The sequence below is a fragment of the Streptomyces lincolnensis genome, assembly GCF_001685355.1.
In the GTDB taxonomy this organism is placed as follows: Bacteria; Actinomycetota; Actinomycetes; order Streptomycetales; family Streptomycetaceae; genus Streptomyces; species Streptomyces lincolnensis.
The window spans coordinates 6,860,293-6,874,705 of sequence record NZ_CP016438.1; the positions used below are offsets into that span (position 1 = coordinate 6,860,293).

General features: G+C 71.1%; 12 protein-coding genes. 3 read left to right on the forward strand and 9 right to left on the reverse strand.

The window, feature by feature from the left end; all coding sequences use genetic code 11:
* The first annotated feature begins 196 nt into the window (after positions 1 to 196).
* Entirely contained in the window at positions 197 to 589 is a 393-nt protein-coding gene (locus tag SLINC_RS30755; protein WP_067439746.1) for an SCO5389 family protein, read from the forward strand.
* A gap of 116 nt (positions 590 to 705) precedes the next feature.
* Here the strand turns inward: SLINC_RS30755 and SLINC_RS30760 are convergent, their stop codons facing one another.
* Positions 706 to 1,734, reverse strand: a complete 1,029-nt coding sequence (locus SLINC_RS30760) for an LLM class flavin-dependent oxidoreductase (RefSeq protein ID WP_067439749.1) — start codon at positions 1,732 to 1,734, stop codon at positions 706 to 708.
* A 221-nt stretch (positions 1,735 to 1,955) separates the two neighbouring features.
* Between SLINC_RS30760 and SLINC_RS30765 the strand changes: the two genes are divergently transcribed.
* Positions 1,956 to 2,288 carry an ATP/GTP-binding protein gene (locus tag SLINC_RS30765; protein WP_067439750.1) on the forward strand — a complete coding sequence of 111 codons (333 nt, stop codon included), beginning with the start codon at positions 1,956 to 1,958 and terminating at the stop codon, positions 2,286 to 2,288.
* A gap of 12 nt (positions 2,289 to 2,300) precedes the next feature.
* Here the strand turns inward: SLINC_RS30765 and SLINC_RS30770 are convergent, their stop codons facing one another.
* From SLINC_RS30770 to mce, 8 genes are all read right to left on the reverse strand, one after another.
* Positions 2,301 to 3,179, reverse strand: coding sequence for an ABC transporter permease subunit (locus SLINC_RS30770; RefSeq protein ID WP_067439753.1), 879 nt, complete (start codon positions 3,177 to 3,179; stop codon positions 2,301 to 2,303).
* Entirely contained in the window at positions 3,176 to 4,465 is a 1,290-nt protein-coding gene (locus SLINC_RS30775; RefSeq protein ID WP_067439756.1) for an ABC transporter ATP-binding protein, read from the reverse strand. The genes SLINC_RS30770 and SLINC_RS30775 overlap by 4 nt, the downstream gene beginning before the upstream one ends.
* 131 nt (positions 4,466 to 4,596) lie before the next feature.
* The gene (locus SLINC_RS30780) at positions 4,597 to 5,367 is read right to left on the reverse strand and encodes an ABC transporter permease (protein ID WP_067439759.1); all 771 of its coding nucleotides are present in this window, start codon (positions 5,365 to 5,367) and stop codon (positions 4,597 to 4,599) included.
* Positions 5,368 to 5,369: 2 nt separating this feature from the next.
* A complete protein-coding gene (locus tag SLINC_RS30785; protein WP_067445887.1) occupies positions 5,370 to 6,326 on the reverse strand; it encodes an ABC transporter ATP-binding protein in 957 nt (318 codons plus the stop codon).
* 181 nt (positions 6,327 to 6,507) lie between these two features.
* A complete protein-coding gene (locus SLINC_RS48870) occupies positions 6,508 to 6,711 on the reverse strand; it encodes a hypothetical protein (RefSeq protein ID WP_067439761.1) in 204 nt (67 codons plus the stop codon).
* 616 nt (positions 6,712 to 7,327) lie between these two features.
* On the reverse strand, positions 7,328 to 8,263 hold the full coding sequence (locus SLINC_RS30795; RefSeq protein ID WP_067439764.1) for a coiled-coil domain-containing protein: 936 nt from the start codon (positions 8,261 to 8,263) through the stop codon (positions 7,328 to 7,330).
* A gap of 205 nt (positions 8,264 to 8,468) precedes the next feature.
* Positions 8,469 to 12,383 (reverse strand): polarized growth protein Scy, encoded by a 3,915-nt coding sequence (gene scy / locus SLINC_RS30800; protein WP_067439766.1) that lies wholly within the window; start codon positions 12,381 to 12,383, stop codon positions 8,469 to 8,471.
* Positions 12,384 to 12,616: 233 nt separating this feature from the next.
* Positions 12,617 to 13,057 (reverse strand): methylmalonyl-CoA epimerase, encoded by a 441-nt coding sequence (gene mce, locus SLINC_RS30805; protein ID WP_067439769.1) that lies wholly within the window; start codon positions 13,055 to 13,057, stop codon positions 12,617 to 12,619.
* 151 nt (positions 13,058 to 13,208) lie between these two features.
* Between mce and SLINC_RS30810 the strand changes: the two genes are divergently transcribed.
* The gene (locus tag SLINC_RS30810; protein WP_067439772.1) at positions 13,209 to 14,411 is read left to right on the forward strand and encodes an acetyl-CoA C-acetyltransferase; all 1,203 of its coding nucleotides are present in this window, start codon (positions 13,209 to 13,211) and stop codon (positions 14,409 to 14,411) included.
* Positions 14,412 to 14,413: the final 2 nt, after the last annotated feature.

Below are 14,413 nucleotides of genomic sequence, written 5' to 3' on the forward strand. Positions count from 1 at the left end.
ATACCTGTTCGGTTGTGGCCGATTGTGTGCCCAATGGGGCCGCTCTTTGTACGCGTTTTCCTGGTGCCGTCACCGTCCGTTGCCTACCGTAGTAAACGGGAGGTCGCGAGGTGTGTACGCAGCGTGTTCGGCATCGCGAACTCCCTTTATCTGTCCGGCAACCCCTGAGAAAGTCGGGGGTGCGAGAGGAGAACCCATGTCGCTCGACGTCTCACCGGCCCTACTCGAGAAGGCCGAGCGAGGCGAGGTCGACGAAGCCGAATTCGTCGACTGCGTCCGGACCTCCCTGCCCTACGCATGGGAGATGATCAGCTCCCTGGTGGCTCAGCTGAAGGTGGACGGCGGCAACTTCGCCGACAACCAGACGCCTCCGCCGGACGAGCAGGCACGCGGTCAGCTGCTGCGCGCGCTTGCGAGTGACGCGATTCGCGGCGCACTCCAGCGGCACTTCGGTGTCCGGCTGGCCTTCCAGAACTGCCACCGCGTGGCGGTGTTCCCGTTGGACGCCTCGGTCGACGAGACGTTGACGCGCTTCACCTCGGTGCGCAGTCAGCTGCTCAACCAGTCTCCGGAGTTCAGGGACTGCTGACGCAGCAAGCCGCTTGCTTGCCGCTCCGTACGCGGGAGGTGCATCAGTACCGGGGCGGCAAGCACCCCGCCCGACAAGGCGGTTCGGCCCGAGGAGTGTTCGGGCGAGGCCGGAGGTCAACCGAGGTGCGGCAGCACTTCCGCACCCAGCCGCCGGATGTTCTCCTCGGTGGCCGCCAGGTCTCCCGACCCCTCGGTGAGCAGGGCGAAGCGGGAGACGCCGGTCCGCTCGCTGGTCGCGGCGAGCCGGTCGGCGCACAGGCGCGGGGTGCCCACGGGGTGCAGCCCGCAGAGCAGTTCGGTGTAGGCGAGCGGGTCGCGCATCGGACGCTCGCGGCCGTCCACCGTGACATGAGCACCGAGTCCCTGCTTCAGCCAGCCCGGCATCGCCTTCATGAGGGTCTCCACCGCGTCGGTGCGCCGGTCCGCGATCTGGCAGATGCCGGCCGAGACATGGGCGGCGTCCAGAACCCGCTCCGGCGGATGCCCGGCCGCGCGGGCGAGGCGGCGCCACAGGGACACCATCTCGGCCTTCTCCTCGTCGCCGACATGCATGCCGAGCAGCATCGGCAGTCCCCGCTCGGCGGCCATCCGGACGCTCGCCGGGGAGGTGCAGGCGAGGACGACCTCGGGGCCCGCGGTCTCCGTCAGCGACTCCGACGGCCGCGGTACGACGGGCACCTCGCGGAAGGCGAACCGCTCCCCGCGGGCCTCCACCGACGGCTCGCGCAGCCAGCGCACCAGCAGATCGAGTGATTCCGGGAACCCCGTCTCGTACGCCTGGAGACCCGAGCCGAAGACCTCCAGATCGACCCACGGCCCGCCGCGCCCGACCCCCAGCGAGAAGCGCCCGCCGCTCGTCACATGCAACAGTGCGGCCTGCTCGCCCAGGGCGACCGGGTGGACGGTGGAGAGCACGCTGACGGCGGTGCCGACGCGCAGACGCCGGGTGCGGCCCAGCAGTAACGCGGCCAGGGTGACCGCCGACGGACAGGTGCCGTACGGGACGAAGTGGTGCTCCGCCAGCCAGACGGCGTCGAGCCCGGCCTCCTCCGCGACCTCGGCCGAGCGGACCGCGCGGTGCAGCGCCTCCCCCTGGCCCTGCCCCGGGAACTGGGCCGCCAACACGAAACTTCCTACGTGCATCGCTTTCCTGCTTCCTTGGCTCCGACACGGAGCTCCCCCACCCGGCATAACCCTCTGACACGTGCCGAGGACACGGCCTGCCGAAGAGATTTGCGGATTGTCTGCGGAATCCGCCGCCCCGGAGGGGGACTTGTGGGGGTTGGTGCCCTACGCCTACCCAGGGCGCCGCCGCGTAGGCTGGACACGAGCCCTGCATCCTGTATAGCCCCGTGAGGTGTCCTGTGTCCCCGCGTCGCAACCGACCCAAGGGAGTCGGCCCGTCAGGCACGAGTGCCGAGGACGACCGGTCCGGCCGTTACGGCGGCTGGCAGTCCACCCAGAGCTGGCAGGGCGAGGAGTGGAACGTGCGCCATGTGGCCGGGGCAAGCGCCCAGGGCAAGACGTACCGCTGCCCGGGCTGCGAGCAGCTGATCCCGGACGGCGTCCCACACGTGGTGGCCTGGCCCGACCACGCCGGCGTCGACGACCGCCGGCACTGGCACAAGGCCTGCTGGAACGCGAGAGACCGCCGCACCACGCGGGTGCAGCGGTCCCGTAACGCGCCGAGGTTCTAGTCCTCGCGGCTCCTATACGTCCCGCTTCTCCAGCAGGGCGAAGGCGCCGGCGAAGGCCGCGGCCGTGATGCCCAGGGCGATCCACAGCGGGTCCCAGCCGGCCGGGCCGGACTCGGTGAGGGAGTTGGCGTAGAAGACGCTGAGCTGGTTCGGGATCGAGTACTCGAACAGGGCGTCGCGCAGACCCGACAGCGACTCCGTGAACATGAACAGCGCGATGACCAGCGGGGCCAGGACCAGGCCGATCATGATGGTGATCGCGCCCGCCGAGTGCCGGATGATCGAGCCGACGACGAGCGAGAGCAGGCCGAGCAGAGCCAGGTAGAGCGAGATGCCGACCGTGCCCTTGAGCCACTCACCGCCGCTCGGCTCCCGGGCCCCGTCCAGCAGCGCGATGTCCGCGAAGGCGACCAGCACCGACGACACCAGCGTGACCACGAACGCGACCGCGAAGAACACGATCGACTTCGCCGCCAGGACCCGGCCGCGGGACGGACAGGCGACCATCGTGGTGCGGATCATGCCGGTGCCGTACTCCGAGGCCGTGGTCAGCACTCCGAGCGTGATGAGGCACATGCTGCCCAGCAGCAGCCCGAAGAAGCCGAACGACAGCGGGTTCTCGCCCGCCAGGCTGTCCGGGTCCGCGTTGGCGGAGACCAGCGCGCCGGTCGCGATGCCGATGCCGACGACGAGCAGGACGAACACGCCGAGTGTCCACATCGTGGAGCGCACCGACCTGATCTTCGTCCACTCGGAGGCGATCGCGTGCCCGAGGTGGGTGCGCACGACCGGGATCGGAGAGGTGTAGCCGGCCTGGGGGTACGACGAACCGGGTGCCGCCTGCCAGTTCGGTGCGGCGGTCTGCGGCATCGGGGGCTGCGGGGTGCTCATCGGGCGTCCTCGGACTTGTTCGGGTCGGCGGCGGGGGCGGCGGGAGCAGGGGCCTGGGCGGGCGCCGGGGGAGCGGCGGCGGGCTGCGCGGCCGCGGGCTGCGCGGCCGCCGGAGGCTGTCCCTGGGGCGCCTGCGGGGCGTACGGGGCCTGTGGGGCGTACGGGTTGGGAGCGCCGGGGCCCGGGGCCGGAGCGGCGCCGGGAGCGCCGTAGGGGCCCACGGGCGGCTGCGGCTGGGGCGGTGCGAACGGCTGGCCGCCCTGCTGGGGCGGCGGCGGGGCGTACCAGCCCGGCTGGCCCTGGCCCGGCACCGGCATCGGGGGCTGCGCGCCGGGCGGCAGCTGCTGCTGGAGGCCGGCCCGCTGGTCGATGGACGAGCGGTAGTCGACCGCGCCCTGCGTCATCCGCATGTACGCCTCTTCCAGCGAGGCCTGGTGCGGCGACAGCTCCCACAGGCGTACGTCGCTGTCGTGCGCGATGTCGCTGATGCGCGGCAGCGGCAGTCCCGTCACTCGCAGCCCGCCGTCCTGCTCGGACATCACGTGGCCGCCCGCCTCGGTGAGCGCGGCGGACAGCTTCTCGCGCAGCTGCGGCTCGGTGTCGGGGGTGCGCACGCGCGCGAAGTCGGCGGAGTTCGCCGAGATGAAGTCCTTGACGCTCATGTCGGAGAGCAGCTGCCCGCGCCCGATGACGATCAGGTGGTCGGCGGTGAGCGCCATCTCGCTCATGAGGTGGGAGGAGACGAAGACCGTCCGGCCCTCCGCCGCGAGCGCCTTCATCAGGTTGCGGACCCAGTGGATGCCCTCGGGGTCGAGACCGTTGACCGGCTCGTCGAACAGCAGCACCTGCGGGTCGCCGAGCAGCGCCGCGGCGATGCCGAGCCGCTGGCCCATGCCGAGGGAGAAACCCTTGGAGCGCTTCCTGGCCACGTCCTGGAGGCCGACGACACCGAGCACCTCGTCCACCCGGCGGGCCGGGATGCCGGAGAGCTGGGCCAGGCTCAGCAGGTGGTTGCGGGCGGCCCGGCCACCGTGCACGGCCTTGGCGTCCAGGAGCGCGCCGACCTGCCGGGGCGCGTTGGGCAGCTTGCGGTAGGGGAAGCCGCCGATCGTCACCTGGCCCGAGGTGGGGTTGTCCAGGCCCAGGATCATCCGCATCGTCGTCGACTTGCCCGAGCCGTTGGGGCCCAGGAAGCCGGTGACGGCCCCGGGCCGCACCTGGAAGGAAAGGTTGTACACAGCGGTCTTGTCGCCGTAGCGCTTGGTCAGGCCGACTGCCTCGATCATGCTCCGCACCCATCGCAAGGTTCAGGACAGCGGGGCGCATGCCCCCCGTAAGGGTTAGGAGCTTATCCGGGCGCTGACGGTTCCGCTCAAATGAAAGTAAAGCCCAGAGCTTGCCCCGTCCCTCGTCCGGGTCACGCGTCCCTTCTCTTCAGCAGGACGTAGCCGCCGATCAGGGCGGCCAGCACCCACAGTGCCATGATCCCCAGGCCGCCCCAGGGGCCGTACGGAGTGTCGTCGCCGATCGGGGTGACCACCTGCATGATCTTGCTGCCGGCCTGGTCGGGCAGGTACTGGCCGATCTTCTTCGTCGCGTCGACGTTGCCGAGGATGTTGGAGATCAGGAAGAAGAACGGCATCAGGATGCCCAGGGACAGCATCGGCGAGCGCAGCATCGCGGCGACGCCCATCGAGAACATCGCGATGAGGGTCATGTACAGGCCGCCGCCGATCACCGCCCGCAGTACGCCCTCGTCGCCGATCGCCGCCTTGTGCTCGCCGAGCATCGCCTGCCCGAGGAAGAAGGCGACGAAGCTGGTGGCCAGGCCCACGAGGAGCGAGAGAGCGGTGGCGACGCCGATCTTGCCGGCCAGGAACGTGCCGCGCTGCGGTACGGCGGACAGCGAGGTGCGGATCATGCCGGTGCTGTACTCGTTCGAGACGACGAGCACCCCGAACACGATCATCGCGAGCTGGCCGAGGCTCATGCCCGCGAAGCTGATGAAGGTCGGGTCGAAGGAGAGCCGGTCGTCGCGGCTCATGGAGTCGAACTCGCTCTTCGACAGGGCCGAGATCAGCATGCCGAGCCCGATGGTGACGACCACGGCCAGGGAGAGCGTCCACACCGTGGAGGCCACCGACCGGATCTTGGTCCACTCGGACCGGACGACCTGGATCGCCGCCATGGTCAGTTCCCCTTCCAGCCGTCGCCCCAGGGCTGCTGCTGCCCGGGTGGCGTGTCACTGTGCGCGTGGTACTCGACCGACTCCGCGGTCAACTGCATGAACGCCTCCTCCAGGGAGGCCCGTTGGGGGCTCAGCTCGTGCAGCACGATCTGGTGCTGCGCGGCGAGCTCGCCGATGTACTCGGACTTGCTCCCGTCCACCTCCAGCACCCCGCTGCCGGTCTCCACGACGGTGACCCCGGCGGCGTGCAGCACGTCGAGCAGCCGCTCGCGCTGCGGGGTGCGGATACGGACGTAGGACCGCGAGTTCTCCGCGATGAAGTCCGCCATGGAGGTGTCGGCGAGCAGCCGGCCCTGGCCGATGACGACCAGGTGGTCGGCGGTGAGCGCCATCTCGCTCATGAGGTGGGAGGAGACGAAGACCGTCCGCCCTTGCGCCGCCAGCGACTTCATCAGGTTGCGGATCCAGTGGATGCCCTCGGGGTCGAGACCGTTGACCGGCTCGTCGAACATCAGGATCCGCGGGTCTCCGAGCAGCGCGCCCGCGATGCCGAGCCGCTGCCCCATGCCGAGCGAGAACCCCTTGGCCTTCTTCTTCGCCACCGCCGTGAGCCCGACCGTGTCGAGCACCTCGCGCACCCGCTTCGTCGGGATGCCGTTGCTCTGCGCCAGGCACAGCAGGTGGTTGTGGGCGCTGCGGCCGCCGTGCATGGCCTTGGCGTCGAGCAGGGCGCCGATGTACGTCAGCGGGTCCTTGAGCTGGTCGTAGTGCTTGCCGTCGATACGGACGTCCCCGGCGGTCGGGCGGTCCAGGCCGAGCATCATGCGCATGGTCGTCGACTTGCCGGCACCGTTGGGTCCGAGGAAGCCCGTCACGATGCCTGGTCTGACCGTGAAGGTCAGGTTGTTGACCGCCACTTTCTCGCCGTACCGCTTCGTCAGGCCCTCGAGCTCGATCATGCCGACCACGCTAGGGGCGTGCCTCGGCAGATGCCACTCGTATGGGCAAACAGAGACCGACGAGGGCGGCAACAACCGTGAACACCGTCGACCAGAGGAAAGCCCGCGGGAACGCGGTGGGGCCGTCGCCGTGTGCCAGGACGGCAGCGAGGACGAGCAGCAGCCCGGCGGCCACCACGCTCTAGTGCCGCGCCTGCCGGTAGTACAGCGGCAGCAGGAACATCCCGCCGAACAGCGTCAGTCCGCCCGTGAAGGTGAGCACCGAGGCCACGGCGAACGACCGCACCCACAGCAGTCGTACGTCGATCAGCGGCCGTTCGCGGCGCAGCGCGTGCCGGACGAAGGCGGCGACCAGGAGGGCTCCGGCGGCGAGCGGCAGCAGCACGCGTGCGTGGCCGGTCAGGTCCGGACGGGCGGACGTGCGGATGATCAGTGTCCCGACGGTCGGGGCGAGAGCGCACAGCAGGGAGCCGGCCGTCAGCGCGCCGAGCCAGACGCGCCGCGCGCCGAACCGCCGGCACGACCATCGCCAGGGCCGGCAGACAGGCCGTGCTCATCCACTGGACCATGGCGGTGCCGGCACGCAGGTCGGTGCCGAGGGTGTGGATCGCGATCGCAACGATCGTGCTGTCGAGGAGGGAGCGAGGGCGCCGAGGACGAGGACCCCGGCGTGGCCGACCTCCTGGACGCGGCCTGGGCCGAGTTGAAGGCCGTCGGCTACTCCCGCCTGACCATGGAGGGCCTCGCGGCCCGGGCGAGGACCGGCAACAGGTCCTCCACCGCCGCTGGAGCACCCGCGCCGCCCTCGTGGTCGCCGCCCTGCGCCACCACCAGGGCGGCTCCATCGAAAACCGGGTCCCGGACACGGGGCCCCTGCGGGGCGATGTGCCGGCCGTGCTGCGGCTGATGGCCGACCGGCAGCGGGAGATCGGTGAGCGGACCGGCCCACGACGAAGGCCCGCACCCCCGAAGGGGATGCGGGCCTCTGTTCGTACTGCTGATTACCGGGACTGCTGAGCAGGCACCCCACGAGAGATCGGCTCGTCGTCGGCCGGCGTACCGGCGGCGGCCACGGCGGCCCCCGTCAGCGTCGCCAGCATCTCGCGCACGTTCGTCAGCTGGGCGTTGATGCTGTCGCGACGGTTGGTCAGCGCGGCGAGCTCACGCTCGGACTCCGAACGGATGCGGTCGGCCTTGGCGTTCGCGTCCGCGACGATGTCCTCGGCCTGACGCTGCGCCGTCTCGACGGTCTGCCGGGCACGACGCTCCGCGTCGGTGCGCAGCTTCTCCGCCTCGAGACGCAGCTGCTCCGCGCGGTGCTCGATCTCCGCGAGGCGCTTCTCGGCCTTCTGCTGACGCGAGGCCAGGTCGCGCTCGGACTGCTCGCGCCGCTTGGCGAGGTTCGTCTCGAAGTCGGCGGCGGCCTGCGCGGCCTTGGCGCGGGTCTCCTCGAAGAGAGCGTCGGCCTCCTCACGCTTGGACTGTGCGTCCTTGTTGGCCTCGGCGCGCAGCTGCGACGCGTCACTCTTGGCCTTCTCGACGATCCGGACGCCCTCGTCCTCCGCCTTGGCCTTGCGCTCCGCAGAGAACGATTCTGCGTCGTTGCGGACCTGCTGCGCCGCGGACTCGGCGAGTTCGCGGTGCTGTTCGGCGGCGCGACGGGCCTCCTCGCGCAGATCCTTGGCCTCTTCCTCGGCGAGGCGGAGGATCTTCTCGACACGCGCGCCGAGACCGGCGTACGACGGCTCGGCGTCGCTTACCTGGGCCTGGGCGTTCTGCGTTTCGAGGTGGAGCTCCTCGATGCGCTTTTCCAGAGCGGTGATGCGGGCGAGAGCGCTGTCACGATCGGAGACGAGCTTGGAGATCCGTTCGTCCACCTGAGCGCGGTCGTACCCACGCCGCACAAGCTCGAAGCCGTAGGGGGAAGTGTCGCTCATGGGGTTCCTGTCGAATGAGACCGGTGAGGTGATAGGTGGAATCCTAGGGGCCGAAGCGGTGTGTCATCGAGCGGATGCGTGTTTGATCTGGAGAATGACACCCCTTTTGGGTGGCTAACCCTCGGACTACTTGCCAAAGACTTGGTCAAAGGCCCCAGAACGCACCGGAATCCGGTGACTCGGCCTCGGGCTCGCCCGGCGAACCCTAGCCGTCCGAAGACTTGCCACCCGATCGAGGGGCGCCGACCGCGGCGCCCGCCTTGACGCCGTTGTCCTTGCCCGCTCCAGGGGCCTCGAAGGATTCCAACGCTTCCAGGACGTCCTGGACACGGGAGATCTCGGCGTTGATGTCCTCGCGACGGCGGACCAGGACCTCCAGCTCGCGCTTGCCCTCCTCGACCGTGCGCTTCGCCTCGCGGATCGCCTCGGCCTTCAGCTCCTCGGCCTCACGGACCAGCGTGTTCTTCTTCTGCTCCGCCTCCTTGAGCAGCCCCTCGGCCTTCTTGACGGCGGCGATGCGCACCTTGCCGGCCTCGGAGTTGGCCTCGGACACCAGCTCCTTGGCCTTCGCCTCGGCCTTGACGAGCTGCTCCTCGGAGGCCTTGATGAGCGCGTCGCAGCGGTCGCCGGTCGACTTCATCGTCTCGGCGGCCTCGCGGCGGGCCCGCTCGTGCAGGTTCTCGATCTCGGTGGTGATCCGGTCGCGCAGCTCCTCCGCGCGCTCCCTTATCGCGGTGGCGTCCCGGCGCGCGCCGACGAGGAGCTCGTCCGCGTCCGTACGGGCCTTCTCCACCATCGAGTTGCCCTCGACCGTCGCCTCGGAGACCAGCCGGTCGGCCTCGGTGCGGGCCGCGCCGACCATGGTGTCCGCCTGGTGCTCGGCGTCCGCGGTGGCCTTCTGGGCCTGCTGCTGCGCCTCGGTGAGCAGCTTGTCGGCCTCGGCCGTGGTCTCCGTGATGAGCTTGTCGACCTGCTCGGCCGCCTCGGAGCGCCGCTTGTTGGCGTCCTTGCGGGCCTCGTCGAGCGTGCGTTCGGCCTCCTCGCGCGCGGAGCCGACCAGCCGCTCGGCTTCTGCGGCAGCCTCCGCCTTGACCCGCTGCGATTCGTTGCGGATCCGCTCGGCGTGCTGCTGGGCCGCCCCGACGGTGTCCGCGGCCTCGGCGCGCAGCCGCTCCGCGTCCCCGGAGGCCTCCGCCACCAGCCGCTCGGCCTTGGCACGCGCCTCGGACCGTACCCGCTCGGCCTCCGCGACGGTCTCGGACCGCAGCCGCTCGGCCTCGGCCACCGTCTCCTGGCGCAGCCGGTCGGTGTCGGTGAGGGTCTCGGTGGTGAGCCGCTCGGCCTCGTTGCGGGCTTCGGTGATGAGGGTGTCGGCCTGCGTGGCCGCGTCCGACCGGATGCGGTTGGCGTCCTCGCGGGCGTCCGCCCGGGTCCGCGCCGCCGCCTGGTCGGCCTCGGCGATGGCGTCCGACGCCTCCGTGCGCACCCGCTGGGCGTGCTCGGACGCCTCCGACCTGAGGCGCTCCGCCTCCGCGATGGCGTCCGAGACGGTCCGCTCGGCGAGCGCCTTGGCGGCGTCCGTCTCCTCGGTCGCCTCCCGGCGGATACGGCCCACGTCCTCGGCGGCCCGCTCGCGCTCGGCGTAGGCGTCCCCGCGGACCCGGTCCGCCTCCTCCTGGGCCTCCCGGCGCGTCCGGTCCGCCGCGTGCTCGGCGGCGGAGCGCAGGCCGGTGATCTCCTCCTGCGCCTGCTCGTGCAGCCCGGCGACCGAGTCCCGCACCTGCTGGGCGTGCTGCTCGGCGGCCGACACCATCTCGGTGGCGCGCCGGTCGGCCTCCTCGACCAGACGCACGGCCTCGGCCTGCGCCTCCTCCACGCGCTTGCGCGCCGAGGCCAGCAGCTCCTCGCTCTGCTCGCGGGTCCGCTCACGCTCCTGGTCGGCCTCCTGGCGGGCCGCGCCGAGGTACTCCTCGGCCTCGCGACGGCGCCGGTTGGCCTCCTCCTGCGCGGCGGCCAGCGTCTCCGTCGCCTCCGTCGCCAGCCGCTCGGCGGCGGCCTGCGCCTCCGCCCGCACCCGGTCGGCGGTCTCCTGGGCGTCCGACTTCAGCCGCTCGGCCTCGGACGCCGCCTCGGACCGCAGGCGTACGGCGACGGCCTCGCCCTCCGCACGGGAGGCGGAGGCGTCCGACGCGGCCTCGGTGCGCAGCCGCTCGGCCTCGGCCTCGGCCTGCTGCTGGAGGGTGCGGATCCGCTCGGCGGACTCGGCGCGCAGCCGCTCGGTCTCCTCGGCGGCCTCGCGGCGGATCCGCGCGGCCTCCTCACGGGCGTCGCTGAGCGCCTGCTCGGCGGCGGCGAGCCGGCCCTCGGCCTCGGTGTGCAGCCGGGACAGTTCCTCGGCGGCCTCGGTGCGGCGGGTCTCTATGGCCCGCTCGGTCTCCTCGTGCAGCTCCCGGGCGGCGCGCTCGGCGTCGGCCTTGATCGCCTCGGACTGCTCGACGACCTCCTCGCGGTGCCGCTCGGCCTCCTGGCGGGTGCGCTGGAGCGTCTCCTCGGCCTGCCGGCGCAGTGTGGTCGCCCGCTCGATGGCCTCGGTGCGGACCTTCTCGCTGTCCGTGGTGGCCTTCTGGCGCAGTTCGTCGGCGTCGGCCTTCGCCTTGGAGAGCAGCTCCTCGGCGGTCTTGGCGGCCTCCTCGATCTGCGCCACGGCCTCCTTGCGGGCCTCCGCGCGGATCTTCTCGCCCTCGGCGACCGCGTCGGAACGCAGCTGCTCGGCCTCGCCGCGCAGCCGGCGGGCCTCCTCCTGGAGCTCGACCGTCTTGGCCCGGTACTCCTTGGTGTCGTCCTTCGCCGCGCCCTTGAGCTGCTCGGCGATGTCATGCGCCTCGGCACGCAGCCGGTCCGCCTCGGCCTCGGCCTCGCTGCGGATCCGCTCGGCCTCCTCGGCGGCGGCCTTGGTGGTGTTCTTGGCGTCCTCGGACGCCTTGTTGAGCACGTCCTCGGCGGTCTTGGCCGCCTTGGACAGCTGGGTCGCGCTCTCCTCGGCGGTGAGCGTGCGGGCCTTCTCGGCGGCCTCGGTGAGCAGCTTCTCCGCCTCGGACCGCGCGTCCGCGACGATCTGCTCGGCGGACTCCCGGGTGGACTCGGCCTCCTTGGTGGCCTCGCTGACCAGCCGGGCGACCTGCTCCTTGGCCGTACGCGTGCGCTGCTCGTTGGTCGACTCGGCGCTGGAGAGCGCCTTCTCGGCGGCCGCCTTGGCCTCGGTGACCAGCTTCTCGGCCTCGGTCTGAGCCTTGCGCAGCGCCTCCTCGGCCTCCGTCATGCGCTGCTCGGCGGCCCGGCTGAGTTCGGTGGCCTGGCGGCGCGCGGTCTCCGACTCCGAGGTCGTGGAGGTGCGCAGCTTCTCGGCGTGGTCGGTGGCCTCCTGGGCCTGGGTGGAGGCGGCGTTCAGCAGCCGCTCGGCGTCCGCGCGGGCACGGCGCAGCAGCTGCTCGGCCTCGGCGCGGGCCGACTCGGCCTCGCTCTGGAGCCGCGAGCGGGCCTCGGAGGCGACCCGCTCGGCCTCCGCGCGGGCCGCGGCCAGCGCCTGCTCGGCCTCGGCGCGGGACTCGTCGAGGAGCCGGCGGGCCTGCTGCTCGGTACGGGCGCGCAGCTGCTCCGCCCAGGCCACGTTCTCGTTGACGTGCGACTCGACGGTCTGCCGGCGCTCGGCCAGCTCCTGGTCGAGCTGCTGACGGCGGGTGACCGCCTCCTGGTGCAGCTCCGCCTGGAGGCGCGCGGCCTGCTCGGCGTGCTCCTGGAGGATCCGCTGGGTCTGCGACCGGGCCTGGCTGAGCTCGCGCTCGGCCTCCTGGCGCAGCTGGTCGGCCTGGACCTGCGCGTTCCGCAGCAACTGCTCGGCCTGGTAGCCGATGTCACCGCCGTCGAAAGCGGGCCGGGACATGATGGTGCGCCGCGCCTCGTGCAACTTGGCGCGCAGCACCTCGACCTGGTAGCCGAGGTCCTCGGCGTGCTGAATCGCCTTTTCCCGCTCGGTCTTCAGCCGCTTCATCTCGGCTTCGAAACGAGTGAGGTGGTCGACGTCAGCCGCCGGTTCCCGCTCCTGGCTCTCGTAGCCCCGCACTGCGCGGTCCCATCCGTCCCCTGGTCGCAAGTCTCTCCAACGAGCTCCGTCCAACCGCCGAACGGGGCCCCCGGGGAATGGTGTCAGATCAATGGCGGAGCACGGGCTGCCGCCCCGACGCTCGTCCCCCGAAACCCGGACCCCGGCCGGGTCCCGCCGCCATGGCAGGACCCCGGTCGCCCTGGTTGAGAGCGGCGACCGCCCCCAACCCTACCGGCCCATATGTACGGGGGTCAGTGCTCAGGTGACTCAACAGGCGCCGAAGTGACCAGTTCTGTCAGTACGCCATGGCAATCCTTGGGGTGCAGGAAGGTGATCCGTGACCCCATGGAGCCGCGCCGAGGCTCTTCGTACAGCACGCGTACGCCCTTGTCCTTGATGCCGGCGGCGTCGCCGTCCACATCCGCCGTACCGAAAGCGATGTGGTGGACACCCTCGCCGTTCTTGTCGAGCCACTTGGCGACGGTCGAATCCGGCCGGGTCGGCTCCAGAAGCTGCAGGTAGGAGGCCCCGCCGTCGGACGTCTCGTTGATCTTGAGCATGGCCTCGCGCACGCCCTGCTCCTCGTTGACCTCGGAGTGGAACACCTCGAAGCCGTACGTGGCCCGGTAGAACTCGACTGTCTTGTCGAGGTCGAAGCAGGCGATCCCGATGTGGTCGATTCGCGTCAGCATGGAACTCAGTGCAGCGCTCCTACGATGGTTACGCAACGTGCGCGCGATCACACCGACGGCCCGGTGACGGCACGGAGTGCCACTCAGTACATTCGAAGTAAACCCTCGTTCACTCCTCGGCCTGTGCAGGCCGGTAAGGGGATCGCAGCTCATGACTGGATCGAACAGCACGACCTCCGTGATCGTCGCGGGCGCGCGGACGCCCATGGGACGGTTGCTGGGCTCGCTGAAGTCCTTCTCCGGGGCCGACCTCGGCGGCTTCGCGATCAAGGCCGCCCTCGACCGTGCGGGGATCGGTGGCGACCAGGTGCAGTACGTCATCATGGGCCAGGTGCTCCAGGCCGGGGCGGGGCAGATCCCGGCCCGTCAGGCCGCCGTCAAGGCCGGCATCCCGATGAACGTCCCGGCGCTCACCATCAACAAGGTGTGTCTGTCCGGCCTCGACGCCATCGCCCTGGCCGACCAGCTGATCCGCGCGGGCGAGTTCGACATCGTCGTCGCCGGCGGCCAGGAGTCCATGACCAACGCCCCCCACCTGCTGCCGAAGTCCCGCGAGGGCTTCAAGTACGGCGCCATCGAGATGCTCGACGCCATGGCCCACGACGGCCTCACCGACGCCTTCGAGAACATCGCCATGGGCGAGTCGACCGAGAAGCACAACACGCGCCTCGGGATCGACCGCGCGCGGCAGGACGAGATCGCCGCCCTGTCCCACCAGCGGGCCGCCGCCGCCCAGAAGAACGGCCTGTTCGAGGCCGAGATCACCCCGGTGGAGATCCCGCAGCGCAAGGGCGAGCCCGTCGTCTTCAGCCAGGACGAGGGCATCCGCGCCGAGACCACGGCCGAGTCCCTGGGCAGGCTGCGCCCGGCGTTCACCAAGGACGGCACCATCACCGCGGGTTCCTCGTCCCAGATCTCCGACGGCGCCGCCGCCGTCGTCGTGATGAGCAAGGCCAAGGCGCAGGAGCTGGGCCTGGACTGGATCGCCGAGATCGGCGCCCACGGCAATGTGGCCGGACCGGACAACTCCCTCCAGTCCCAGCCGTCGAACGCCATCCTGCACGCCCTGAAGAAGGAGGGCCTGGACGTCTCCGACCTCGACCTGATCGAGATCAACGAGGCCTTCGCGGCGGTCGCGGTCCAGTCCATGAAGGACCTCGCGGTGTCCCCGGAAAGGGTGAACGTCAACGGCGGTGCCATCGCCCTGGGCCACCCCATCGGCATGTCCGGCGCCCGGCTCGTCCTGCACCTGGCGCTGGAGCTGAAGCGGCGCGGCGGCGGCGTCGGCGCGGCTGCCCTGTGCGGGGGCGGCGGCCAGGGTGACGCGCTGATCGTGCGGGTACCCAAGGCCTGAGC

Coding starts and splice junctions, on each gene's coding strand:
- SLINC_RS30760 (WP_067439749.1), bottom strand. CDS start 1,734: ATGCACGTAGGAAGTTTCGTGTTGGCGGCCCAGTTCCCGGGGCAGGGC.
- SLINC_RS30795 (WP_067439764.1), bottom strand. CDS start 8,263: ATGAGCGACACTTCCCCCTACGGCTTCGAGCTTGTGCGGCGTGGGTAC.
- SLINC_RS30770 (WP_067439753.1), bottom strand. CDS start 3,179: ATGAGCACCCCGCAGCCCCCGATGCCGCAGACCGCCGCACCGAACTGG.
- mce (WP_067439769.1), bottom strand. CDS start 13,057: ATGCTGACGCGAATCGACCACATCGGGATCGCCTGCTTCGACCTCGAC.
- SLINC_RS30785 (WP_067445887.1), bottom strand. CDS start 6,326: ATGATCGAGCTCGAGGGCCTGACGAAGCGGTACGGCGAGAAAGTGGCG.
- SLINC_RS30780 (WP_067439759.1), bottom strand. CDS start 5,367: ATGGCGGCGATCCAGGTCGTCCGGTCCGAGTGGACCAAGATCCGGTCG.
- SLINC_RS30775 (WP_067439756.1), bottom strand. CDS start 4,465: ATGATCGAGGCAGTCGGCCTGACCAAGCGCTACGGCGACAAGACCGCT.
- SLINC_RS30810 (WP_067439772.1), top strand. CDS start 13,209: ATGACTGGATCGAACAGCACGACCTCCGTGATCGTCGCGGGCGCGCGG.
- SLINC_RS30755 (WP_067439746.1), top strand. CDS start 197: ATGTCGCTCGACGTCTCACCGGCCCTACTCGAGAAGGCCGAGCGAGGC.